General features: G+C 43.9%; 22 protein-coding genes. 7 read left to right on the top strand and 15 right to left on the bottom strand.

Translation table 11 applies throughout. The annotated features are described in order from the left end of the window. Nucleotides 1-7: 7 nt before the first annotated feature. The 4 genes from ACFPRA_RS03940 to ACFPRA_RS03925 are packed head-to-tail and all read right to left on the bottom strand — an operon-like array spanning nucleotide 8 to nucleotide 4,647. Entirely contained in the window at nucleotides 8-1,492 is a 1,485-nt protein-coding gene (locus tag ACFPRA_RS03940; protein ID WP_381430995.1) for a Na+/H+ antiporter subunit D, read from the bottom strand. Next, on the bottom strand, nucleotides 1,485-1,823 hold the full coding sequence (locus ACFPRA_RS03935) for a Na(+)/H(+) antiporter subunit C (protein ID WP_381430992.1): 339 nt from the start codon (nucleotides 1,821-1,823) through the stop codon (nucleotides 1,485-1,487). The genes ACFPRA_RS03940 and ACFPRA_RS03935 overlap by 8 nt, the downstream gene beginning before the upstream one ends. Before the next feature lie 3 nt (nucleotides 1,824-1,826). Continuing rightward, a complete protein-coding gene (locus ACFPRA_RS03930; RefSeq protein ID WP_381430990.1) occupies nucleotides 1,827-2,249 on the bottom strand; it encodes a Na(+)/H(+) antiporter subunit B in 423 nt (140 codons plus the stop codon). Beyond that, nucleotides 2,239-4,647 carry a Na+/H+ antiporter subunit A gene (locus ACFPRA_RS03925; protein ID WP_381430988.1) on the bottom strand — a complete coding sequence of 803 codons (2,409 nt, stop codon included), beginning with the start codon at nucleotides 4,645-4,647 and terminating at the stop codon, nucleotides 2,239-2,241. Before ACFPRA_RS03925 ends, ACFPRA_RS03930 begins: the two co-directional genes overlap by 11 nt. Before the next feature lie 1,010 nt (nucleotides 4,648-5,657). On the opposite strand from ACFPRA_RS03925, the gene ACFPRA_RS03920 reads away from it, so the two are divergent. After that, complete coding sequence (locus ACFPRA_RS03920; RefSeq protein WP_381430986.1) at nucleotides 5,658-6,332, top strand: histidine kinase; 675 nt, start codon at nucleotides 5,658-5,660, stop codon at nucleotides 6,330-6,332. 286 nt (nucleotides 6,333-6,618) lie between these two features. On the opposite strand, the gene murB is transcribed toward ACFPRA_RS03920, so the two are convergent. Further along, complete coding sequence (gene murB / locus ACFPRA_RS03915) at nucleotides 6,619-7,530, bottom strand: UDP-N-acetylmuramate dehydrogenase (RefSeq protein WP_381430984.1); 912 nt, start codon at nucleotides 7,528-7,530, stop codon at nucleotides 6,619-6,621. 482 nt (nucleotides 7,531-8,012) lie between these two features. Here murB and ACFPRA_RS03910 point away from each other — a divergent pair, with 482 nt between their 5' ends. Continuing rightward, nucleotides 8,013-8,540 carry a YceI family protein gene (locus tag ACFPRA_RS03910; RefSeq protein WP_381430982.1) on the top strand — a complete coding sequence of 176 codons (528 nt, stop codon included), beginning with the start codon at nucleotides 8,013-8,015 and terminating at the stop codon, nucleotides 8,538-8,540. A gap of 164 nt (nucleotides 8,541-8,704) precedes the next feature. Here ACFPRA_RS03910 and ACFPRA_RS03905 read toward each other — a convergent pair whose 3' ends face one another. After that, nucleotides 8,705-9,340 carry a DsbA family oxidoreductase gene (locus ACFPRA_RS03905; RefSeq protein ID WP_381430980.1) on the bottom strand — a complete coding sequence of 212 codons (636 nt, stop codon included), beginning with the start codon at nucleotides 9,338-9,340 and terminating at the stop codon, nucleotides 8,705-8,707. Nucleotides 9,341-9,440: 100 nt separating this feature from the next. Between ACFPRA_RS03905 and ACFPRA_RS03900 the strand changes: the two genes are divergently transcribed. Further along, nucleotides 9,441-10,817 carry an FAD-dependent oxidoreductase gene (locus tag ACFPRA_RS03900; RefSeq protein WP_381430978.1) on the top strand — a complete coding sequence of 459 codons (1,377 nt, stop codon included), beginning with the start codon at nucleotides 9,441-9,443 and terminating at the stop codon, nucleotides 10,815-10,817. 121 nt (nucleotides 10,818-10,938) lie between these two features. On the opposite strand, the gene ACFPRA_RS03895 is transcribed toward ACFPRA_RS03900, so the two are convergent. Beyond that, nucleotides 10,939-11,865, bottom strand: coding sequence for a manganese-dependent inorganic pyrophosphatase (locus ACFPRA_RS03895; protein ID WP_381430976.1), 927 nt, complete (start codon nucleotides 11,863-11,865; stop codon nucleotides 10,939-10,941). A 46-nt stretch (nucleotides 11,866-11,911) separates the two neighbouring features. Further along, nucleotides 11,912-12,355 (bottom strand): Rrf2 family transcriptional regulator, encoded by a 444-nt coding sequence (locus ACFPRA_RS03890; protein ID WP_381430974.1) that lies wholly within the window; start codon nucleotides 12,353-12,355, stop codon nucleotides 11,912-11,914. Nucleotides 12,356-12,516: 161 nt separating this feature from the next. Between ACFPRA_RS03890 and hmpA the strand changes: the two genes are divergently transcribed. Beyond that, nucleotides 12,517-13,704: an NO-inducible flavohemoprotein gene (hmpA, locus tag ACFPRA_RS03885; protein ID WP_381430972.1), complete on the top strand. Its 1,188-nt coding sequence runs from the start codon at nucleotides 12,517-12,519 to the stop codon at nucleotides 13,702-13,704. Nucleotides 13,705-13,771: 67 nt separating this feature from the next. Here hmpA and ACFPRA_RS03880 read toward each other — a convergent pair whose 3' ends face one another. The 3 genes from ACFPRA_RS03880 to ACFPRA_RS03870 form a co-directional block, all read right to left on the bottom strand. Further along, on the bottom strand, nucleotides 13,772-14,827 hold the full coding sequence (locus ACFPRA_RS03880) for a YkvI family membrane protein (RefSeq protein ID WP_381430970.1): 1,056 nt from the start codon (nucleotides 14,825-14,827) through the stop codon (nucleotides 13,772-13,774). Nucleotides 14,828-15,049: 222 nt separating this feature from the next. Continuing rightward, a complete protein-coding gene (locus ACFPRA_RS03875; RefSeq protein ID WP_381430968.1) occupies nucleotides 15,050-15,565 on the bottom strand; it encodes a type 1 glutamine amidotransferase domain-containing protein in 516 nt (171 codons plus the stop codon). A 59-nt stretch (nucleotides 15,566-15,624) separates the two neighbouring features. Continuing rightward, nucleotides 15,625-16,218 carry a DNA-3-methyladenine glycosylase gene (locus ACFPRA_RS03870; RefSeq protein WP_381430966.1) on the bottom strand — a complete coding sequence of 198 codons (594 nt, stop codon included), beginning with the start codon at nucleotides 16,216-16,218 and terminating at the stop codon, nucleotides 15,625-15,627. A gap of 95 nt (nucleotides 16,219-16,313) precedes the next feature. Between ACFPRA_RS03870 and ACFPRA_RS03865 the strand changes: the two genes are divergently transcribed. Continuing rightward, nucleotides 16,314-16,604 carry a nucleotide pyrophosphohydrolase gene (locus ACFPRA_RS03865; RefSeq protein ID WP_381430964.1) on the top strand — a complete coding sequence of 97 codons (291 nt, stop codon included), beginning with the start codon at nucleotides 16,314-16,316 and terminating at the stop codon, nucleotides 16,602-16,604. Nucleotides 16,605-16,708: 104 nt separating this feature from the next. On the opposite strand, the gene ACFPRA_RS03860 is transcribed toward ACFPRA_RS03865, so the two are convergent. Together ACFPRA_RS03860 and ACFPRA_RS03855 are read right to left on the bottom strand one after the other, a co-directional pair. Then, on the bottom strand, nucleotides 16,709-17,356 hold the full coding sequence (locus ACFPRA_RS03860) for a uracil-DNA glycosylase (protein WP_381430962.1): 648 nt from the start codon (nucleotides 17,354-17,356) through the stop codon (nucleotides 16,709-16,711). 156 nt (nucleotides 17,357-17,512) lie between these two features. After that, nucleotides 17,513-17,860: a DUF6054 family protein gene (locus tag ACFPRA_RS03855; RefSeq protein ID WP_381430960.1), complete on the bottom strand. Its 348-nt coding sequence runs from the start codon at nucleotides 17,858-17,860 to the stop codon at nucleotides 17,513-17,515. 837 nt (nucleotides 17,861-18,697) lie between these two features. Here ACFPRA_RS03855 and ACFPRA_RS03850 point away from each other — a divergent pair. Both ACFPRA_RS03850 and ACFPRA_RS03845 read left to right on the top strand, forming a co-directional pair. Further along, a complete protein-coding gene (locus ACFPRA_RS03850; RefSeq protein WP_381430958.1) occupies nucleotides 18,698-18,985 on the top strand; it encodes a DUF3219 family protein in 288 nt (95 codons plus the stop codon). A 6-nt stretch (nucleotides 18,986-18,991) separates the two neighbouring features. Next, entirely contained in the window at nucleotides 18,992-19,987 is a 996-nt protein-coding gene (locus tag ACFPRA_RS03845; RefSeq protein ID WP_381430956.1) for an LLM class flavin-dependent oxidoreductase, read from the top strand. Between the two features lie 45 nt (nucleotides 19,988-20,032). Here ACFPRA_RS03845 and ACFPRA_RS03840 read toward each other — a convergent pair whose 3' ends face one another. Continuing rightward, nucleotides 20,033-20,479, bottom strand: coding sequence for a hypothetical protein (locus ACFPRA_RS03840; protein WP_381431088.1), 447 nt, complete (start codon nucleotides 20,477-20,479; stop codon nucleotides 20,033-20,035). A 262-nt stretch (nucleotides 20,480-20,741) separates the two neighbouring features. Continuing rightward, the gene (locus tag ACFPRA_RS03835) at nucleotides 20,742-22,175 is read right to left on the bottom strand and encodes an alanine/glycine:cation symporter family protein (RefSeq protein WP_381430954.1); all 1,434 of its coding nucleotides are present in this window, start codon (nucleotides 22,173-22,175) and stop codon (nucleotides 20,742-20,744) included. Nucleotides 22,176-22,230: the final 55 nt, after the last annotated feature.

Genomic DNA, 22,230 nt, shown 5'->3' with positions numbered 1-22,230 from the left:
CATCCGATTAGCGATTGCCATTCATCACAGCCTCTATATAGATATCGGGATTCATGAGCGTATGAGCGGCATCGCTCACATAGACTGCAATCCCTTCTGCTCCTAGCCCAAGCGCAATCGTCAAAATACCCAACAACACACAAGGGATCAACATCCCTTTCGGAAGCGGTACATCATCATCTTCGTTAATAATTGTTTCGCCCCAGAAACAGTTCATAAAAATACGCAGCAAGGAGTATAAGACAAATATACTGGATAGGAAAGCAAGCCCCAGCAACACGAACGCTCCTGCTTCAACCGCTCCTTGTCCAACATACACTTTTCCAATGAACCCACTCAACGGCGGAATTCCAGTCAGTGACAACATTGTGAGGAAAAATAACCAACCAAGGATTGGATAGTTTCGGATTAATCCACTCATCCGTTCAATTCTCGCTGTGCCCGTCAAATAGATCATCGTTCCAGCAAGGAGAAATAATAACGCTTTAATGATCATGTCATGAATTAAATAATAGATGGACCCTTGAATGGCCGCCTCGGTCGAAACAGCAAGACCGACTAGGATGAATCCGACCGCTATGACGACATTATAGGAAACAACTTTGCGGACATCATTATAAGCGATAGCTCCGATTCCTCCGCCAATCATCGTTAACGCCGCCATTATACCGATCAGTGTATGTGTAATTTCCGGTTCATGGTAAAAAATGAGTGTGAACACCCGAAACAGCGCGTAAATACCAACCTTCGTCAGCAGTGCACCAAACAATGCAGCGACCGCTGTCGGCGGCGCGCTATAAGATCCCGGCAGCCAGAAATAAAGTAACAATCCCGCTTTCAAACTGAAGACAAGCAGGAATATAATGCCGATAACAGTCAACAAAGGACCTTGACCCACTTCAGCAACCCGCATGGATAAATGCGCCATATTGAGCGTTCCGACTGAACCGTATAAATACGCAATCGCCAACAGGAAAAACCAAGAAGACAATACGTTTATGGATACATATTTAATGGATTCGACAAGTTGTACTTTCCTACCTCCGAGTGTAATCAACACATAAGAGGCAAGGAGCATCACTTCAAAACAAACGAATAAGTTAAAAAGATCACCTGTTAAAAACGATCCATTAACTCCTGCCACTAGAAAAAAGACGACAGGATAAAAGAACATATTTTCATGCGCTTTGCCGATTGAAGAAAATGCATAGAGCAGCAAAATACCTGTTACAACCATAGTCGTAACGACAAGTAATGCAGAAAATGAATCCGCCACAAACAAAATTCCATAAGGCGGCAACCAGCCGCCGAAGTCAAGTTTTAATATTCCTTCCGTTTGGATACGATTCAATATGTAAATGGCGACCCCTAACGTTCCCAATACGGAAAGGAGGCTTACAATACGTTGAATTCTTACATAAGGCCGCAAGAAAACAAGGAAAACCCCTGTCAACAGCGGAATGACCATTGGCATCACTAGTAAATTATTCATCTTTGACCCCTCTCAATGCATCGAGATCGTCCGTCCCAGTCTCTTTATAAGTACGATAGGCAAGAACAAGTAAAAAGGCCGTGACAGCAAAACTGATGACAATTGCCGTCAAAATCAGGGCTTGTGGTAAAGCATCCGTGTAACTTTCCGCGTTCTCCCCAAGTATCGGCACATTGCCTTTTTTCAGTCCTCCCATCGTCATCAACAACAAATGCACGGCATGGGACAATATAGCTGTTCCCAAAATGACCCGGATCAGATTACGGGACAGCAGCAAATAGACGGCAACGGTCACAAGCACCCCAACGAGTATCGTTATTAACGTTTCCATCCGCTACACATCCTCACTAATACTTAAAATAATCGTTACGACTACGCCCACCACGGTAAGTGCTACCCCAGCTTCAAACAAGAGGACAGTCGACAATTCCGTATTTCCGAATACGGGCAAATTGAAATGACTGGCGGTCTGCGTTAAAAATTCCGCGCCAAACAAAACGGACCCGACACCTGTCCCGACCGCAAGCAAGACGCCCAATGCTGCAATCTTTTTATAATCCCATGGGACCCCTTTTTGGACCGTTTCGATATCATGGACCAAGTACAGTAAAACAAAGGCGGAGGAAAGGACAAGTCCGCCGATGAAACCGCCGCCGGGATTATGATGCCCCGAAAGAAATAGCTCCACCCCGAACGTCAAAATGATGAACACAACAATTTTGGTCACTGTTCGTAAAATGACATCATTAATCTTCAACGTCCTGTCCCTCCTTTCTTGCCTTCAATTTAATGAGCGTGAAAACACCAAGTCCGGCAATGAATAGTACAACCACTTCGAGCATCGTATCGAACGCACGGAAATCACCCAATATTGTATTGACAATATTTTTACCCCCTGCAAGCGCATAGGCGTCTTCAAAATACACAGAAATCGATTCGAAGAGTTTATTCCCCTGTACCGTCAAAGCAAGGAGCGTAACAATTGTACCGACTGCAATGGCGATCACAGCATTGATCACCTTCGTCGATCTCGAAGCGATTTCCCGTTTCCAATCAGGCAAGAAATAGAAACAAAGCAAAAACAATGCCGTTGTAACAGTTTCCACTATAATTTGGGTCAGCGCCAAATCAGGGGCACGGAAGACAACAAAGAAAAGGGCGACCGCATACCCGAGCACGCTATTTAAAATGATCGCCGTCATGCGAGACTTCACAAATAAGATGGAAATACCTGCCCCGATCATGACGAATACGAGGACATATTCATTGATTGTAATCGGCGCATCATTCGAAAAGTCGAATGCAAAAGAACCGGTTAATACAAGTCCTCCCCCGACAACTAAGATGAAAAAAGTGAAAATATAAACGAGATAATCGCGCAGATGACCCGTCATATAAAAACGCGTCACCACCGTCGTAAACCGTTCCGTCTGGAGCAATAAACCATTATATAGCCCGTCCAGACTCCAGCGCATCGGCGCAATCGTATAAACACCACGCCAATACCGTAGGGACAGATACAATAGTACTCCGACGACGATCACCCCAAGAGTCAATTGCAAAGGTGCATAATTAAAGCCATGCCATGCGGAGATATGCGGAACCATTCCTTCCGCTCCAGCAAACGGCGGATAGACAGCCGCCATCGCAGGCTGCAATACATAATGGCCAACCATGTTCGGAAAAAAGAAAATACCGACAACTAGCAATCCAAGAATTGACGGTGCGATGAGCATTCCTATCGGAGCTTCATGCACTGGTCGATCAAGCCGATCAGGTTGGTGTTCTCCCAGAAACGTTTTGAAGACGATAATCATGCTGTAAACAAACGTGAACACACTTGCAATCCAAGCGATGACTGGGAACAGAGCACCCCAAGATCCCATCGAAAACAGGTCCAGCTCACGGATGATCAACATTGACTCGAAAAACATTTCCTTACTTAAAAAACCGTTGAACGGCGGCAACCCCGCCATTGAAAAACTTCCGATCAAAGCGATTGTAAACGTCACAGGCATAAGTGACATTAACCCTCCAAGCCGGCGGATATCCCGTGTCCCGGCCTCGTGGTCGACAATTCCGACCACCATGAAAAGGGCACCTTTGAACGTTGAATGATTAATAAGATGGAAAAGGGCAGCAAAAGTTGCTTGTGTGTAGATGACGGAATCTGCACTGTATCCACCATTTAGCGCCACAGAACCTAAACCGAAAAGGCTCATAATCAGACCGAGCTGACTAACTGTAGAATAGGCAAGCAATGCTTTCAGATCCGTCTGTTTCACCGCGTTAAAGGAACCCCAGAACAACGTGAAGATCCCCACACTGCTAACTGTATAAAACCAGATAGCCTCTCCACCGAACACAGGCGTGAAACGTGCAACAAGATAAATCCCCGCCTTGACCATCGTCGCAGAGTGTAAATACGCACTGACGGGTGTCGGAGCCTCCATTGCATCCGGAAGCCAAATATGAAACGGGAACTGCGCAGACTTCGTGAATGCCCCGAGAAGAACGAGCAACATCGCCAGTAAAAACAGCGTATCATCCGTATACTGACCGATCGTCGCAATCACTTCACGTACGCTGAATGAACCCGTCAACGTTTGTAGCATGATAAAGCCCGCGAGCATGGCTACTCCGCCAGTCACCGTTATGAGCATCGACTTTTGCGCCCCATATCTGGACTGTTTACGATGATACCAAAAAGCAATGAGCAAGAAAGAAGAAATACTCGTCAATTCCCAAAACACGTAAAGCACCATCATATTATCTGAAAAGACGACCCCAAGCATCGCACCCATGAACATGAGCAAATAAACGTAAAAACGCCCTAACGCTTCCCTTTCAGATAAATAATATATGGAATAGAGGATAACGAGGGTCCCAACCCCCGTAATTAAAAGACCAAAAATCATACTTAGACCGTCCAAGTATGTGGTGAAATTGATCCCTGCCGAATCGATCCACCTCATCGTGTGGATATACGTTCCTCCCCCTGCAACGGAAGGTATAAGACTCGCAAGCATGATGAATAATGCCAATGGAACGAACAAGACAAACCACCCGATTTTCCGGCTCGGCATCCATTTATAAATGAATGGCACAAAAATGGCGGCTAGAAACGGGATGAAAATGGCGATTGAAATAAACAATTGGAAACCTCCGATACTAAAGGAATACACATGGGACTGAAAAGGTTAGCGCAGGCTACCTGACCAGGCAGGTACGCAGTGAAAGTATGCAAAAAAACCGGGAATTACGATGCAACTTCCCACTGTTTGACCCAAATTGGGCGGACCTCACGCATAAAAGACCGGTGGCAAGGTGAAGTTCACCCGAGGTCTAGTCACCGGTATAGAAGGAACAAAAACACAAGCGGCTGCTCGGTCCGAGAAGCATCGGATACCCGAAAATGGACTCTACAGTCTGTAGTGGCTTATGAGCCAGACGCTGGAGCTTAAGATGAGAATTGGAGCGTAAGACATCTGTTTTAGAAGCAACAAATATATGCCAAGAATAATGGAAGAGCTTCTCCTCTTTTGGTAGTGACGACACGACCTACAAGCAATGTAAGTACAAAGAAGTATGTATGTCACAGCCAAAACAACTGATGGCCCGGCATCCTAAGTCCGGACGTGAAACTTCCAAGTTGCAAGTTACCAATTATCCAAGGCTTTAGCATACCCTAAACAAAAATATTGCTTAACCAACAATCGATTACACCCCGACCTAATCGTCCCTTATGGACGTAGAGCTTCTGTACCTGAACTATCATGATCAGTACAAATAAAGCTGTGCTAATACGGTCAAAAGAATTAAAAATACAGATTTTCTTTATTTAGATGATGACCTACTTGACGCGGAGCATAACTGGAAGGATAATAGGTAGCTACAAGTACCAAATATAAGGGGAATAATCCATTATGCCATGGTGTAATGATGTCCAGATTTCGATTTACGCTTGTGGCTTACAGGATGGAACAAATTAGATGTATACACCAAAAAATTATACACTAAAATGATGTGAGACGCACTTATTGAACTTTCGTATCTTCTTGTCTTGCCAAGCTATACATTTTCATATATAATAACTTGGTTTTCAATCGAAACCCGGCTTCAAAGGGGTATCTTCACAAAAATAATGTAAGAGGTGACAACCGGCATGGGCAAAGTAAAAGGTCGTATGGACGAGAGCATTCTCGTTTGTGTCTACTACGGTCCAAATGGTGAACGTCTCATTCGACGCGGACATAAAATGGCTTCAATCATGGATTGTCCACTATATATTTTAACTGTGGATCCGCTGCCATACGATGAATTTGACGCGGAAAAATCAGAATATGTCGAGCGATGGAAAGAACTTGCTGAGGAACTGGATGTAGAAGCATTCATTATCCGCGATAATGAAAAGCGACCTTCCGCTAAAGTGATCAAGGAAGTGGCACATAACTTTAACATCACTCAAATTATCATCGGACAAACTGCTCAAAGCAGATGGGAAGAAATTACGAAAGGTTCGTTTATGAACGTCTTGTTACGCGAAATCACATTCGTCGACTTTCATGTCGTCTCTGTCGATCGCTCGATCAAAGACGAGATCGATGGGATGTTTGAAAAAGGTGTTCGTGCTTATTTAGTGGAAGATGGCGACGGTTTCCGCATCAACTTCACACTTTCCAAAGAAGCACGCTATGAAGGGATTTTCTTTAAAGAAATCGGCACCGATTTCAATAACGGGATTTTCAAATTTATGAGTAACAATAAAATGTGCCAAGTGCATATTACGGACGATGTAGTAACCGATCCTTCCGTTTTCCACTGCAAAACGGCACAATAATATAGAACATAGATAAACGCGGATAGCCCATTTACGGGACATCCGCGTTTTAGCATTTGTCGAATCGCCTTATGCCTGAGACCTGCACGATGCAGGTTATGCAGTCGTTGCGAATCGAACAGCAAAGGGTTCGATTTGCCTTAATTTCTGCGATCTTTGCAGAAATTAAGGCACTTTTCTTTTAGGACGTCGCGCCCTTAGACTGCGTTTCTTTAATGAGCAGGCGCTCTTCGCTTTTCGTTATTGTCTAGTCTCTGGGCATCTAAACGACGCCCTTCGCTTTTCGTTATTCTTCTCCTACGATTTTCACTTCTAGTTCCAAATCGACTCCGAATTGCTTTTTCACTTCCGCCTTGACCATATTGATCGTCTGAATATAGTCAGAGGCAGTGGCATTGTTTTTATTGATGATGAACCCTGCATGTTTCAAGGATACTTCTGCACCGCCATGCCCTTTCCCTTGCAAGCCACAATCTTGGATCAGCTTTCCTGCAAAGTAACCGGGTGGTCGCTTAAAGACACTTCCCGCAGATGGGTATTCTAGCGGTTGTTTCGATTCACGTTGGTAAGTCAGATCCGCTACTTTAGCGTCAATCGCTTCCTGGTCACCCACCGCAAGCTGAAAATCAGCTGAGAGTACATAATACCCTTCTTTCGCAATGATACTTTGTCGATAGCCAAGTTCCAATTCATCCTTCGACAGCACAAGCCGCTCGCCTGACTGCGTAAGCACCGTTGCCTGAATGATGATATCCTTGATCTCGCCGCCATAGGCACCAGCATTCATAGCCATCGCTCCACCGATCGAGCCTGGAATCCCACAAGCAAATTCAATACCAGTTAAAGATGCAGCGACCGCCTGTTTTGAGACATCAATAATGAGTGCACCCGCTTCCGCATGAACTTTTGTCCCTTCAATCCGAATCGTATCCAACTTCGCTAAATGCAGGACGATCCCCCTAACCCCGCCATCACGGACGACCATATTGGATCCATTGCCTAGCAAAAGTAAAGGGATCTCACGCTCATGTGCATAACGGACAGTCGCTTCCGTCTCCTCCATCGTACCGGGAATCACGAGAAGATCCGCGACACCTCCAAGTTTTGTCATTGTATATTTACAGAGTGGCTCATCTACTTTTAACGTTCCAATTGTAATTACTTTTTGAAGCTCGTCAAACCATTGATGTTTCGACATCAACATTCAATCCTTTCAATTTCTAATACCTTTTGGCATCTTAGGCCCAAATGAATAAATGAAGAACAATTACGTCTCTTTATCATTCAACATTTAACTTGATTCAGCAGAAGTCCCCCACTTCCATAAGCTGGCGGGATGAATGCCAGAATGCATTTTAATCAGAGGGAGTCCAAACTTCTTGTTGATTCAAGTTAAGCCTCCGGCGGATGTCACAGATTTTGAAAGGAGTTAATCGAGCAAGCCCGATTCAAAATCTGGACGCAATTACGCCGAGGCGTAATTGATCATTCATCTTTAATAGTATGCGTGGATTCTTTTCTTTTGACAAGGGATTCTTATCGATTGAAATCAGCAATTTATTCATGTTATTCTGACAATATAAACCTATCAACTTTAACAACAATCTATTATCTTGACTTCGAGATAATTTTAAAATATTGTTAGACCATAACCTATTTTAGAAAGGATGTTTTGTAAAGATGGCTAAATGGACAGTAGACGCATCACACACGAGTGTTGGGTTTTCAGTGAAGCATATGATGGTATCGAAAGTAAAAGGCAGCTTTGGAGCAGTAGAAGGTTCACTGGACGGCAATCCGGAAGATTTAACAGAAGCAAAAATCGATTTCAAAATCGATGCTGCTTCCATCAATACCAATAATACAGACCGTGATAACCATCTTCGTTCCGGCGACTTCTTCGATACAGAAACGTATCCGAACATCACATTCATTTCAACGGAAATTGTAAAAAAAGACAGCGACGAATATAAAATTACAGGCGATATGACGATTAAAGACGTGACGAAAAAAGTGACATTTGAAGTAGAATACGAAGGTAAAGGAACGAATCCTTGGGGCGTAGAATTAGCAGCGTTCGAAGTCAAAGGGAAAATCTCTAGAAAAGAATTCGGCCTGACATGGAACCAAACACTTGAAGCTGGCGGCGTTCTTGTAGGCGACGATATTAAGATTTCCATCGATCTACAACTGAATCCAGCGCAATAATAATAGAAGCGGAGGGCGCCAGGCGTCCTCCGCTTCTATTATTGTCCAGACTCCGGACGCCAGACGCTCGGGTCATAACTCAATTCGACTCTGTGGCAAAGTACGCCACGGCGTCGAATTGCCTTATGCCTGTCGCGTCTAAGCAGGCGTCCTCCGCTTTTCTTTTATTCTTCAGCAGCTACTTTGCGGAGTGCTTCTGCAAATGTTTCGGCAGGTTGTGCGCCTGATATCGCATACTTTCGATTGATGACGAAAAAAGGGACTCCCCGAACACCGATCTTCCCGGCTTCTGCAATGTCATAGCGGACCTCTTCCGTAAATTCGTCCCCCTCCAGCACTTCCTTCACTCGATCACGGGCAAGACCGACTCCTTCAGCAAGATCAAGCAGAACATCATTTGTACCTATTTTTTGACCTTCAATAAAATAGGCCTGTAAAAGCCGTTCCGATAATTCCGCCCCAATCCCTTCCTGTTCGGCCAACTTTGCTAAACGATGCGCACGGAATGTATTGGCTGGGGTCATTTTATCGAAATCATAATCCAAACCAACTGTTTTCGCTTGAACCTTCACATTGTCCGTCATTTTCTTGGCTTCCTCAAGGCTCATGCCATATTTCTTGGCGAGCACAGCTTGCATCGACTCATCGGACGCGTCAGATGAGTTCGGATCGAGTTCAAACGCTTTGAATACGACTTCTGTTTTTTCTTTAAGGCCCGTCTCTTCTAACGCTTCCTCTAACCGCCGCTTGCCAATATAACAAAATGGACATACATAATCCGACCACACTTCAATCTTCATCAGCCACACACCTTTCTTCTTTTAATTTTAAAACCAATCAAAGAAGGCAACAATGAATATGCTTACTACGTTTTCAAGAAGACTTGACGGAGGTTATTCGATGTTCAAATCATTATGGTTACAAACCGCATATTCACGTGATCCCTACCCCGCACTCGATCAAGACGTCACTTGCGATATTTGCATTATCGGAGGAGGATTGGCTGGAATCGCCAACGCCTATTACTTAGCCAAGGAAGGCAAAGACGTAATTCTTGTAGAGAAAGATACCATTTTGGCAGGTGCTACGGGCAATTCCACAGGAAAATTGACTGCGCAACATGATTTCGTTTATGCCAAATTATTGAAACAGTTCGGGCTTGATCAAGCCAAATTGTATTATGGGGTAAATGAGCAAGCCATTGAATTCGCCCGATCCTTTGCAAAAGAGGGAGAAATCAAGGCGGCAGATTCCATTCTCTATTCCCAAACGAAACACGGTACTGAACTGCTACGACACGAAATGCGGGCTTATGAAACACTTGGCATTCCCGGAGAACTAGGTAAAAACTCGGAATTACCGATTCATATCGACGCAACACTAACAATGCCAAATGAAAGTCAAATTCATCCCGTCCGTTTCGGACAGCACCTCGCCCAGCTTGCAGTTGAAGCCGGAGCCCGAATTTACGAACATTCGGATGTTGTGCTCATGGATTTGAAAAAACGACTACTCGCCATGAAATCGGGGCACGAAATCCAATTCACTGAACTTATTTTATGTACTCATTACCCTATAGAAGCATTGCGCGGCCTCCAAGTGATGAAATTGGCCGTTGACCGGTCGTATATTGTAGCCGCAGAAGGAAATATGCCTTTACAAGGGCAGTATATTTCCGTCGATTCGCCGAAAAGGTCCATCCGCACCGCCCAATTTGACGACAAGACATTCTTCCTCCTATCCGGCGAAAGTCATACGGCCGGGGCGGAAAGCAATACCGAAGTGCATTACAAGCGTTTGAATACGGATGTACAAGAGTTGTATCATCTGGATACCTTGACCAACAGATGGTCAGCACAAGATCCACAAACACCGGATCTGATCCCTTATGCGGGCATCATTTCTTCCAGTATGCCTTACGTCTATTTGAGCACCGGGAATCGGAAATGGGGATTATCGAATTCTTTGGCAAATGCCCGAATCATTAGCGATTTGATTGTGGGACGGGATAATAATGCTTCTCAACTGTATGCACCGGACCGAACCGGATTCGGCTCGTTTTTATTGCAAGCATTGAAAATTTCTGGACTTGTTGTCACCGAATTCACAGGCGGGCATCTGACACGGACGAACGCACCGATCTGTACCCATATGGGCTGTCGGACAAGATGGAATGAGGGTGATGAAACTTGGGATTGCCCATGTCATGGCTCCCGCTTCCGGAAAGACGGCTCCGTGCTTGAAGGTCCGGCAACAAAACCGTTGAATTTGAAATAAAAGGGAGTATCCAATCAGGCGGCGATCATCTTGAAGCAGGTTTGCTATTCCCTCTCCTTTCACAATGACATGCAAAAAGGCTGCGCCCTCTATACAGGGGCACAGCCTTTTTCCGCTCTTATTATTTTAACGCTTCCGTCAAAACCGGAACAATTTGCTTCTTACGGGATACAACACCTGTCAATTTCGCTGTATTATTATCGAGCGCGACATTGAATGCCGAACTTGCACGTTCCGCTTCTTTCCCGAGAACAAGGACAACTGAGTCGTTGTTCAATATATCTGTCACAGCGAACAAGAACAGGTCTAAACCTTTTTGGGCAATGACATCGTTCAACAAAGCTTCCAGCTCCGCCTGACGGTTCATGACATCGTTCACGTCAATGGCATTCACTTGGGCAATTTCAACTTTGGCATTGCCCATCACAAATTCTTTTGCATCCAAAGCAATAAGATCTTCGAGCGACTTATCGCTTAGGTCGGCACCGGCTTTCAGCATCGCCAGTCCATACTCTCGTGCATCGACATCAGCGATGGCTGCCAATTCTTCTGCAGCCCGTCGATCCTCTTCTGTAAATGTTGGCGATTTAAACAGTAGTGAGTCCGAAACAATCGCAGACAACATAAGACCTGCAATATTCTTCGGAATTTCAACTCCGTTTTCCTTGTAAAGTTTATTCAAAATCGTTGCCGTACAACCGACCGGCTCCGCACGATAATAGAGTGGATCATTCGTCTCAAAGTTGGCGATTCGATGATGGTCGATCACTTCGATGACTTGGACATCGCTCAGATCATCCACACTTTGCTGTTTTTCATTGTGATCGACAAGAATCACTTGTGCTGCTTCAGGTGCCGCCTTCTCAATGAGACGCGGTGCTTCAAACCCAAAATGCTCCAATGCATATGCCGTTTCATTTGAAACAATACCTAGTCGTACCGCCTCCGCATCCATCCCCAATTGTTGCTTCAAATACGCATAGCTGATCGCCGATGTAATCGTATCGGTATCGGGGTTCTTATGACCAAAAACTAAAACTTTTCCCATGAATAATTGCCTCCCACTTTTTCTTTACTCATCATTTTCAAGTTTATCATAAAGGCTTGTTCAACAAAATCGAAGCAAGGCCTTTATTGTCCACAACAAAATCGGCAAGTGTATAACTGTCCAATACTTTCAAGTAAGCTTCCAGCGCCTCATGCAGCACGCCTTTCAGCTTACATACCGGTGTGATGACGCATCGGTTCGTTGCACAATTGAAACACTCGACGAGATGGAAATCATCTTCCGTTTTCCGTACCACTTCACCGATATTGATCAGGCTTGGATCGATGTGCAGGCGGATCCCGCCGCCACGGCCTCGAATCGTTTCGATTAACCCCATCTTCCCGAGCTCGTGAGTCACTTTCGTCAGATGGTTTTTCGAAATGTCATACGCCTCCGAAATTTCCTGCACAGTCGATAGCTGCTCCGGACCTTTTACGCCAAGAAACAACAACACCCGCAATGAAAAATCCGTATACATTGTCAGACGCATAATTTCACCGCACTTTCCAATACTATTATAGCCTTTGTGGCAATTGCGTGAAAGAAATGTGGCTATTTTTTTAACGTTTCTTAAAGTTGTATTTTATATATAGCTTTAAAAAGATTATTGGTTTATTGTTGAATTAACAAAACAGAAAGGTCGTGTTTTACATGCTTTCTCAAGAAACAATTAACATTATCAAATCGACAGTACCCGTATTGGAGCAACACGGAAAAACGATCACAACGGTCTTTTACAAAAATATGTTCGAAGCACATCCGGAACTGCTAAATGTCTTTAACCATGCAAATCAATCACAAGGACGCCAGCAAACAGCTCTTGCGAACGCAGTATACGCTGCTGCTGCCAACATTGACAATCTTGGCGCCATCATCCCGGCAGTTGTCCAAATTGCCCACAAACACAAATCTCTTGGCATTACACCCGAACAATATCCGATTGTCGGCTACCATCTGTTAGGAGCTATCAAAGAAGTACTGGGCGATGCAGCAACACCGGAAATCATCGGCGCATGGGGCGAAGCTTACCAAGTCATCGCAGATGCATTTATCGGCATCGAAAAAGAGATGTATGACAAAGCGGAACAGATGGACGGCGGTTGGAGAACATTTAAAGAGTTCAAGATTACCGATAAAGTCGTGGAAAGTGATGTCATCACTTCCTTCTATTTAAAACCGGTTGATGGACAGCCATTGCCGACTTACAAACCAGGTCAATACATTACAATCCGTGTGACAATCCCAGGCGAAACGTATACGTTGAATCGCCAATATAGCTTGTCACAAGCACCAACAGAAGATATGTTCCGAATTTCCGTCAAACGGGAAGATGAATGCAATCCAAACGGAAAAGTGTCCGTATTCCTACATCGTGGCATGAATGTCGGCGATACACTTGAAGTGAGTGCACCTGCCGGAGACTTCCACTTGGATACAGAGAGCGATGCACCCGTGACACTTATCAGTGGCGGTGTCGGAATTACACCGATGATGAGCATGTACGAATACATCGCTAATAACACACCGGCACGTCAAGTTGCCTTTTTACACTCTGCACGTACGCGCAAACACCAAGCGTTCAATGATAAGCTTACAGAATTGAATGCATCATTGACTGCTTCCAAGTATGAGGTTCTCTATTCCGAAGAAGGTGATGGTTTCATCAACCGTGACTTCCTTGCAAACAACGTGATCGAAGGCAGCGACATCTATGTCTGCGGACCAATGGCGTTCATGCAAACTGTCATCAAAGAATTGTACGCACTCGGTATTCCTGAAGAAAAAGTTCACTACGAATTCTTCGGACCTGCCGTTCAACTTGAGCTGGCACATGCGTAAAAACCAAAAGACCCAAAAGCCAACAAATAGCTTTTGGGTCTTTTCATTGTTTAGATACAATCGCATATCAGTGCATAGCTTTTTTCGGCATCCTGAACGATGCAACAATAAGCGCCGCTACGAGAAACAGGCCTAAGTAGCCAATGAGCGGATAGAAATACGCAACAAGCTTTGTAAAGCCAAGGAAACTCAAAGCATAACCGATCACTAGCGTAAAAAACACAAACACTTTAAAGCCCTTTGTACCAATAGGGATAAAGCGTGCACCGAATGCATAGAACATGCCGACCGCCGTATTGAAAATCATCCCATACAATACGAATGCCATCAGAACGGCAAGGTAAGGAGAAATGTCGTTAATGATGGCCAACATCGGCAATTCCGCTGTTCCGACCGACTCTATTTTAGAGAAAATCGCCAAATGACTGAGCAGAATGAGAATCCCTAATCCAAGGCCACCGACAAATCCGCCCCATTTTGCAATTTTCTCATCCTTTTCTACCCCACCCATGACAAGCGACATTGATGCACCCGTGGCAATATTGAACGACACATAGTTAACGCTGGAGACAAACCAATTCGGCAAAGTCGTTTTTACATCTTGTGCAATAGGATTGAGTATTGCAAAAGTGGTATCCAACGTCGCCAAGCAATAGATGGAGACCAGCACCACCGCTACAATCAGGAATGGCGTAATACTGCCGATGACTCCAACAACTTTGTCTACATTCAACAGCACAGTCAAAAAGACAAGCACAACCATCAATAAACTGCCGATATAGGATGGCACGCCGAACTGTTGATTCAAGTTGGATCCTGCCCCGGCCAGCATGACAACACCGACTCCGAACAATGTAAAAATGATAACGTAATCCACAATAATCCCTAAATATCGTCCACTAATTTTGTAAATGGCTTCTTTATGCGAAATCGTCCGCATCCGGCTCCCGATCCTTGTTAGCGTCATTCCCAAATAAGCGAACAACGCTGTTGAAACAATAGCCCCTGCAATTCCAAGCATTCCGAAGCTTGTAAAATATTGAAGGATCTCTTGTCCGGATGCAAATCCTGCCCCGACAATGATCCCGATGAAAGCGCTACCCATCTTTAGTATTTTTCCCATAATGTCCCCCTACTCAGTTGCACGACAGAAAAAGACGTCTATCATTTCCGAAAAATCAGAATAAATTAAGTCCTCCGTGTACTTTCCTTCAAATTTATCATTCTTTCGAGAAGTTGACAACCTACGAAATACCTTTAGCGGGTACCGGCTTATTATTATTATCTTGATAACAAAAAAGACCCAGGTCTGGGCCTTTTTTATTCACTATTTTTTTGTATCCTTTTAGCTTTCAAGAAGTTTCAACGATTCCCGATTGAATGCCGGGATGTCGTCCGGTGTCCGGCTCGTAACAAGCTGCTTTTGACAAACGACCACTTCTTGATCTGCATATTTTGCTCCGGCATATTCCATATCGACTTTTATCGATTTATAACCCGTGGCATCTCTACCTTCAAGCGTTTTAGCCGTAATGAGCAGCTGCGGTCCATGGCAGATCGCAAATACCGGCTTTTTCGCATCCATAAAAGCTTTGGCAAATTGGACAAAACGATCGTCCCCCCGCAACAAATCCGGAGAAAAGCCACCAGGGATGAAGAGCGCATCAAAATCTTCCGGTTTGACATCGTCAATCCCCTTATCAATTTTAACGGTCGCTACCCCTTGCTTCCCTGTCACTTCATTGCCTGCTTCTTTCTCAATTGTCACGACTTCATGGCCAACGTCTTGATAGGCTTTCGCCGGCTCTGTGTATTCCGAGTCCTCAAACATGTCTGTCAGTAACGTTGCAATTCTAGCCATTACAAACACTCCTTTTAGTTTGTCCACTCTTACTATTCCACTACTATTATCGACTAAACTTATGGACGGTATTTTGAGACAAAAGGATTATCTTTTTCGTAAAATCGCCATGGATAATGGACCGCTTCCCCTGTGTTGCCGATACCGACACGTGGGCCCACTTCAATTGCCGCTGGTTCCGATCCTTCAGCGATGAAGAGCGGTTCATGCGTCCAATGATGGCCGTAATAATCCATTGTGATCCCCAGCGCCTTTGTCAATTTCCCAGGACCATTCGTCCAATCTTTCATTTTCAACTGACTTCCGCGATTTTCTTTCATCTGTTCCAATCCTTCAACCGGTTCCACAGCCCGGATCAGAATCGCATGTGGCGTACCAATCGGACCACTGACAACATTGAGTAACGTATGCGTGTGCATTTGATACGTGTAGACAAGCCCCGCTTCGCCAAACATGACATCCGTCCGCTTCGTCCGTCGATTCCCAAAACTATGTGCAGCACGATCTTCCGGTCCGTGATATGCCTCCGTCTCCACAATCCGCGCGACGAGTCTTCCTTCCGGTTTTTCGTGGACAATATACTGCCCGAGTAGCTGCGGTGCAAGTTCAAGAACAGGGGTTTCAAAAAATGATTGATTGACCGGTTTATACAACGATCAGACCTCCAATCTCCTTATTATTCTCTCTTCATTTAGTTGAACTCATACCGTATACTTTAATAAACCCTATTGGTTGGAGTGATTTATAAGTGAAAAAACTGCAAGCGGAAATAAAGGAATTTACAGAAGAACGCGGTTGGAGTGGCAATCAGGATGCACGGAATTTAGCTATTTCTATTTCATTGGAGTCCAGTGAACTGCTTGAACACTTCCAATGGATGTCCGGTGAGGAGGCAGTAGCACTGAATAAACAGGAAATTGTCGACGAAGCCGCAGATGTTTTCATTTATTTATTGCAATTCGCGGATCTTCTAGACATTGATTTAGAAGAAGCGGTACGCGGGAAGATGAAGAAGAATGCAGTGAAATATCCTGTATAAACGAAGGACCGGCTCTGAGCATTCAGGACCGGTTTCCGTTCAGAGTCTCCTCTGTGAAAGCCTGGAATGTTCAACTTCCGCTTTGCGATTCTGATTCTTATCCATCATCCCATCTCTCCCAAAATCCGACCAATTTCCAACCAATCTGCATCAAGCGACGGTCGATGGGACGGTCGATAAAAGACAGATGCCGGATGAAATGTTGGCACAATCCGATAGGTCTCTTGCGTCCAGTTGAACGTCGTATCTTCAAGTTCATTCAAATATTGAATAGGACGTTCCAATAATTGCCCATGGAGCTCCGTCACTTTCGCCTCTTTCCCAAGCAACCGTTGCAATCCGACATTGCCGAGTGTAACGATCAATCTTGGCTCAAGGTTTGCCAATTCATAGTCAAGCACGGGGGCATGCGCTAGAATCTCTTTTTGTGTCGGTGGACGGTTGTATTTACGCTCCGTCGTCGTTCCGTCGCGTTCCTTTTTCGTCCCCCATCGATACGGCCTGCTGCGGACCGCACTGGTAATATAGACATTTTCACGCGTCAGCCCGATGGTAGCAAGGGACTTCATCAATTCCTTCCCAGCTCGTCCGATGAATGGGATGCCATCGACCAATTCAAATTCACCCGGCGCTTCCCCGATCAGCATCAATTCCGGCTTTTGCGGCCCTTCCCCATAGACAAACCCTTCCACTGGAAAGCCCTTTATCCGTTCTTTGCCAAGCTTAGCAATCGATTCAGGAATTCGAAACATCGGAGCACCCCTCTCAGTTTTGTTCATTCTAACAAAAGAAGCCTCTCCACTAAAGGAAAGGCACTTATTATCTAGCCATGTAGTAACGGCGGTGTTGCTTACTTTCCACTATCCATTGTCTAGTTCTCCCAGTAAATTGTGAACTAAAGGAACTCTTCATTCCCCTCCAATTATGTACGGTCTCAATGCATGCTCAACACTGTTCGCAAAATTATTGCCCGCTCCCCAGTCAAAGCGGAAGAACACACCTTCCGAACCACCCGATGCAACGGCATGCACTTTTGTTTTCCCTTCAAAATTATCGATCGTCACCGTTAACGAAGCCCGATTGCTCGAGCGCATATAGTATTTCTCCAAAATGACAACATAGACTTCATGTTCACCGATCCGTCTTACGTGCTGATCTACGAGCGTGCCACTTACGCTCCCCTTGACTACATAATTCTCAATCGTGTCCATCGCTTCTTTTGGTGAAACGTTAACCGTAAATTCACGTACTGCCATGTCCTCAACCCCTTTTTATCTTTACCTTCTTTACGGTTGAATAGTCATAGAAGTTTCGTCGTTTTCCGAAGACAAGAACAACAGCTTACTACCTGTCCTATTTGATTGCATTCTTGGAGTGTTTGATTGCATTCGAGAGCGATTTGATTGCACTCATCGTCAATTTGCTTGCAACTCAGGACTTTTGAATCAATCAAATTCTCCACTTCAATACTTCCAGAAACAAAAATAAACTCCACCTAAGTGGAGTTCGAGAGTGTAGACAAAGTTGTTTTTTACTTTGTCTACACTCTTTTTTGAAGTATATGCTGTAAATTAGGGATTCCTTCAGCCTGATTGAAAACGCTTGTCAGCCTAGGCGCGAAGTCGAGCGAAGACGCGAATCGAACTAAAGTTCATGAGCGGACGAGCGAGACGAGCAACAACGGATGCGAGCGTTTGTCAACAGGCTGAAGCTCCACCTAAGTGGAGTTCCGATATTACTTCCTTGGGGGAAGTGGATAATAGCTGCTTTGTGGGGGCCGTTCTTTTTTCATGACAATCCATGCAATTTTTTGCAAAATACTGTTACCATCATGAAATTGTCTCATTCGTTTTCGTGAAGTTTTCAGTTCTACATTCGGTTCGAGCATCGTCAATATACAATCTCCCCTTTTCGATTGAATCCTTCTTTCACATCCTAATCTTAACGCAACTATATGAAGAGGATATGGATGCAATGTAATAAGTTTGTAAAGAATCAAAATCGGAGAAGCGTGCTTACTTACAAATCCAAAATGATTGGTGTATCATTATTTTTCAAGTGAAGGCTTAGAATTTGAAAGAGGAGTGATCTTGTTGACAAGCGAAATGCTATTAAATGACACCGTCATTCATTTGAATCATTACGAAGAAAATAAAATAAATGACTCTTATAAAATTTCAGTTGAGTTTGACGTAACAAGTGAAGATTACCATGACATCACGACGTTGCTGTACAAAGGTACATTTGACGTGAAGGTTCCTGAACGCAACATCGCGTTTAAAGGCACCATTCACGAATACTCCACTTCCCTCACGAATTTGTATGTAAAGGGGCAAATCGGTCAGTATAAATTGACCTTAATAGAAACAGAAAAGGACTGAAATGTAATGAGGTTAAGCATATTAGACCAATCCCCTATTTCTTCATATCAAACTGCCCGTGACGCATTGATGGAGTCGATGCAATTAGCACAAGCCGGAGAAGCATTCGGCTACACAAGGTATTGGATTGCCGAACACCATGATTTACCTGGACTCGCCTGCTCCGCACCCGAAGTTATGTTAAGCTATATCGGCGCAAACACGAAGCGCATTCGAATCGGCTCTGGAGCTATTTTACTACCTCATTATCGTCCCTACAAAGTAGCGGAAGTATTCAATATGCTGGCAACGCTATTTCCAAATCGAATCGATATCGGGATCGGACGAGCGCCAGGTGGATCAGCCGAAGTGACGAATGCTTTATCCGAAAACTTTTTGCAAAAGGTTTGGGCATTACCTGCGTTAGTGAATGAATTGCTTCATTTTCTTGATGATGATTTCCCAGCAGACCACGAGTATTCGAAAGTCTCTGCATCACCCATTCCTGAACATTCTCCTGTCCCTTGGCTTCTCGGTACAAGTGAAAAAAGTGCGCGACTAGCAGCAGAAAACGGCATGCCGTATTCGTTTGGTCATTTTATGAGCGACAATGATGGAGCCGCAATCATCCAGACATATCGAGATCATTTTAAACCGAGAATAGAAACCCAAACCTCACAAGTCATCGTAACGGTGTCAGCAATTTGTGGAGAAACAACAGAACAAGCAGAAGAGCTCGCAAAAAGTCAACTCATCTGGTCTTTGCAAAAAGAAAAAGGGGAAGGACTTCAAGGCATTCCTTCTATAGAAGAAGCGAAGCAATACAAGCTAACCGACAAAGAACAGGATTCGTTCAATAAAATGAGACAGAACATGATCATCGGCAATCCCCATGAAGTGAAACAGCAATTAGTCGAGTTACAAACGAACTATCAAGCCGACGAAATTATGATCAACACCATCACACACTCACCGAAAGATCGAATTCGTTCTTATGAGCTTATTGCAAAAGAGGTACTATAAAAAAGATGCAAGGTTCTAAAACAACTCAGAACCTTGCACCTTTGTTTAATTATGAGGCATCGTTATTCTGACAGCCATTTCGACGATCGGCTTCGAAAAAGCACTCGGGATTACGAGACTTGACATTCCACACTTATAATTAACAAGTCCAAAAGACGCTTCACCTATTTGAATCCACTCTAATTCATCCGCCCCCTGGATATTCCCGACAAAATGATAATCAGCTGTATATGTATCAAAACCATTTTCATTTGAGATAGCTCTCCAAACTTCCGCTTCTTTTGTCGGATCAATGCCAAACTGTTGAAAGAATGCCAACACGTTAGCACTTGCTTGTCCAATTTGCTTCACATAAAGCTGACAATCCGCACAACCGCAATGGGAACTCTCAGCAATCCCCGGTAGTTTTTGATACAATTCAATTGTTTTTTCCCGATCCACTTTCACGACATGATCACTTAAAGAGATTTCTTCCGTAAAATACCCCTCCATCACCCTGTTCCCTCCTTTCGAAAATTATTAAGCTATATATAGACGAAGATCATTTGTATTCGATAATTCCGTTCCAGGACAACATCATTAATATGAAGTGAATAAAATTTGATTCCTTTACAACTTAATTTTCACACAAACACAAGCCGCTGTCACCGTAATCCCTATTGCGGTTTTCCGAAATCTGCATTGCGGTATTCAATCCTTGTATGAAAAAAAGTTCTAAAACAATTTGAATTTGTTTTAGAACCTTTTGGTTTGACTAGCTCTGTTTATTTGATTTTTCTTCTTCAACCCATGCTTCTAAATGTTCCCGTCCTGGGAGGTTTGGAATACTATCCGCACGGAACACAGGATCTAGTCCTTGTTTCTTTTGAGCAAGATAATCTTTTAATAAAGCTTTGGCAACTTTAGATAGACGAGTAATTGCGTATAGATTAATTAAAACCATCAGACCCATGAAAACATCCGCCAAAGACCACACTAATTCGGCGCTGTACAATGCACCGAATAGCACCATTGCAACTACAGCCACTCTGTACAGGAAAATCGATTTTTTGCTATGCTTCATGAAACTAATATTCGATTCACCGTAGTAGTAATTCCCCATAATCGTACTTAAAGCAAATAAGAATACAGAAATGGACACAAATGTTGCAGCAAGATCACCAAGTCCTACACGCAAAGATTCTTGTGTTAAAGGAATACCTGATAACTCCGATGTTTTATAGACGCCTGAAAATAAAACAATCATCGCAGTAGATGAACAGATGACAAATGTATCTAAAATGACACCTAATGCTTGAATAAAGCCTTGTTTTACCGGATGCGTCACATCTGCGGCAGCGGCTGCGTTCGGCGCAGAACCCATACCGGCTTCGTTCGAGAATAATCCGCGACGGATTCCGTGAAGTACAGCAGCCCCCATCACGCCACCGAATAATTGTTTAAGTGAGAGTAAACCCTCAGAAAAAATTGCACCAAAAACACTTGGTAACAGCTCATAATGAGCAATCATAATCCACAATGACAATAAAATATAAACGCCCGCTTTAATAGGTACTAAAACTGTAGAGAATTTAGCTACTGAATGGACGCCCCCGCAAATGATAATCGTAGTAATTATTCCAAGTACAATGGCTGTTGTAGCCGTACTGATCCCGAATTCGTTCTCAAATGAAGCCGCTATGGTATTGGATTGTACAGCATTAAAAATTAGACCAAAGGATAAAGTGAGTAAAATACTAAAAACAATCCCAAGCTTTCTGCTTCCTAAAGCTTTTTCCATATAATAAGCAGGTCCACCACGCCAAGAATCACCATCTTTTACTTTGTAAACCTGCGCGAGCGTACTTTCTACAAAAGCTGATGCTGCACCAATTAACGCTATGAGCCACATCCAAAACACTGCTCCAGGGCCCCCTAAAGCGACCGCTGTTGCCACCCCGGCGATATTGCCTGTTCCAATACGAGCGGCCATCCCAATCATGAATGCTTGTAAGGATGAAACTGTTTTTTTATTTTTATCTTTATTGTTCTTTTCCCGTCCGTTCCATAGTAAACGAACCATTTCAGGGAAGTGTCTTATTTGTAAGAAACCTAAATTGATAGTTAGAAATAAGCCAATTCCAACTAAGAAAATAACAATCAATTTAGCCCACAAATAATCATTAATCATTGATACCCATTCTGCCATAATCCCTTTCACCTCATTCATAATCTTTAATGTAAGAAAGCGCTTCCTATTTTCA

The organism is Sporosarcina soli (assembly GCF_042655805.1).
GTDB lineage: Bacteria > Bacillota > Bacilli > Bacillales_A > Planococcaceae > Sporosarcina > Sporosarcina soli.
This window is presented reverse-complemented; position numbering and strand designations above follow the sequence as displayed.

Coding starts and splice junctions, on each gene's coding strand:
- ACFPRA_RS03940 (WP_381430995.1), bottom strand. CDS start 1,492: ATGAATAATTTACTAGTGATGCCAATGGTCATTCCGCTGTTGACAGGG.
- ACFPRA_RS03935 (WP_381430992.1), bottom strand. CDS start 1,823: ATGGAAACGTTAATAACGATACTCGTTGGGGTGCTTGTGACCGTTGCC.
- ACFPRA_RS03920 (WP_381430986.1), top strand. CDS start 5,658: ATGGGCAAAGTAAAAGGTCGTATGGACGAGAGCATTCTCGTTTGTGTC.
- murB (WP_381430984.1), bottom strand. CDS start 7,530: ATGTCGAAACATCAATGGTTTGACGAGCTTCAAAAAGTAATTACAATT.
- ACFPRA_RS03910 (WP_381430982.1), top strand. CDS start 8,013: ATGGCTAAATGGACAGTAGACGCATCACACACGAGTGTTGGGTTTTCA.
- ACFPRA_RS03905 (WP_381430980.1), bottom strand. CDS start 9,340: ATGAAGATTGAAGTGTGGTCGGATTATGTATGTCCATTTTGTTATATT.
- ACFPRA_RS03900 (WP_381430978.1), top strand. CDS start 9,441: ATGTTCAAATCATTATGGTTACAAACCGCATATTCACGTGATCCCTAC.
- ACFPRA_RS03895 (WP_381430976.1), bottom strand. CDS start 11,865: ATGGGAAAAGTTTTAGTTTTTGGTCATAAGAACCCCGATACCGATACG.
- ACFPRA_RS03890 (WP_381430974.1), bottom strand. CDS start 12,355: ATGCGTCTGACAATGTATACGGATTTTTCATTGCGGGTGTTGTTGTTT.
- hmpA (WP_381430972.1), top strand. CDS start 12,517: ATGCTTTCTCAAGAAACAATTAACATTATCAAATCGACAGTACCCGTA.
- ACFPRA_RS03880 (WP_381430970.1), bottom strand. CDS start 14,827: ATGGGAAAAATACTAAAGATGGGTAGCGCTTTCATCGGGATCATTGTC.
- ACFPRA_RS03875 (WP_381430968.1), bottom strand. CDS start 15,565: ATGGCTAGAATTGCAACGTTACTGACAGACATGTTTGAGGACTCGGAA.
- ACFPRA_RS03860 (WP_381430962.1), bottom strand. CDS start 17,356: ATGTTTCGAATTCCTGAATCGATTGCTAAGCTTGGCAAAGAACGGATA.
- ACFPRA_RS03855 (WP_381430960.1), bottom strand. CDS start 17,860: ATGGCAGTACGTGAATTTACGGTTAACGTTTCACCAAAAGAAGCGATG.
- ACFPRA_RS03845 (WP_381430956.1), top strand. CDS start 18,992: ATGAGGTTAAGCATATTAGACCAATCCCCTATTTCTTCATATCAAACT.
- ACFPRA_RS03840 (WP_381431088.1), bottom strand. CDS start 20,479: ATGGAGGGGTATTTTACGGAAGAAATCTCTTTAAGTGATCATGTCGTG.
- ACFPRA_RS03835 (WP_381430954.1), bottom strand. CDS start 22,175: ATGGCAGAATGGGTATCAATGATTAATGATTATTTGTGGGCTAAATTG.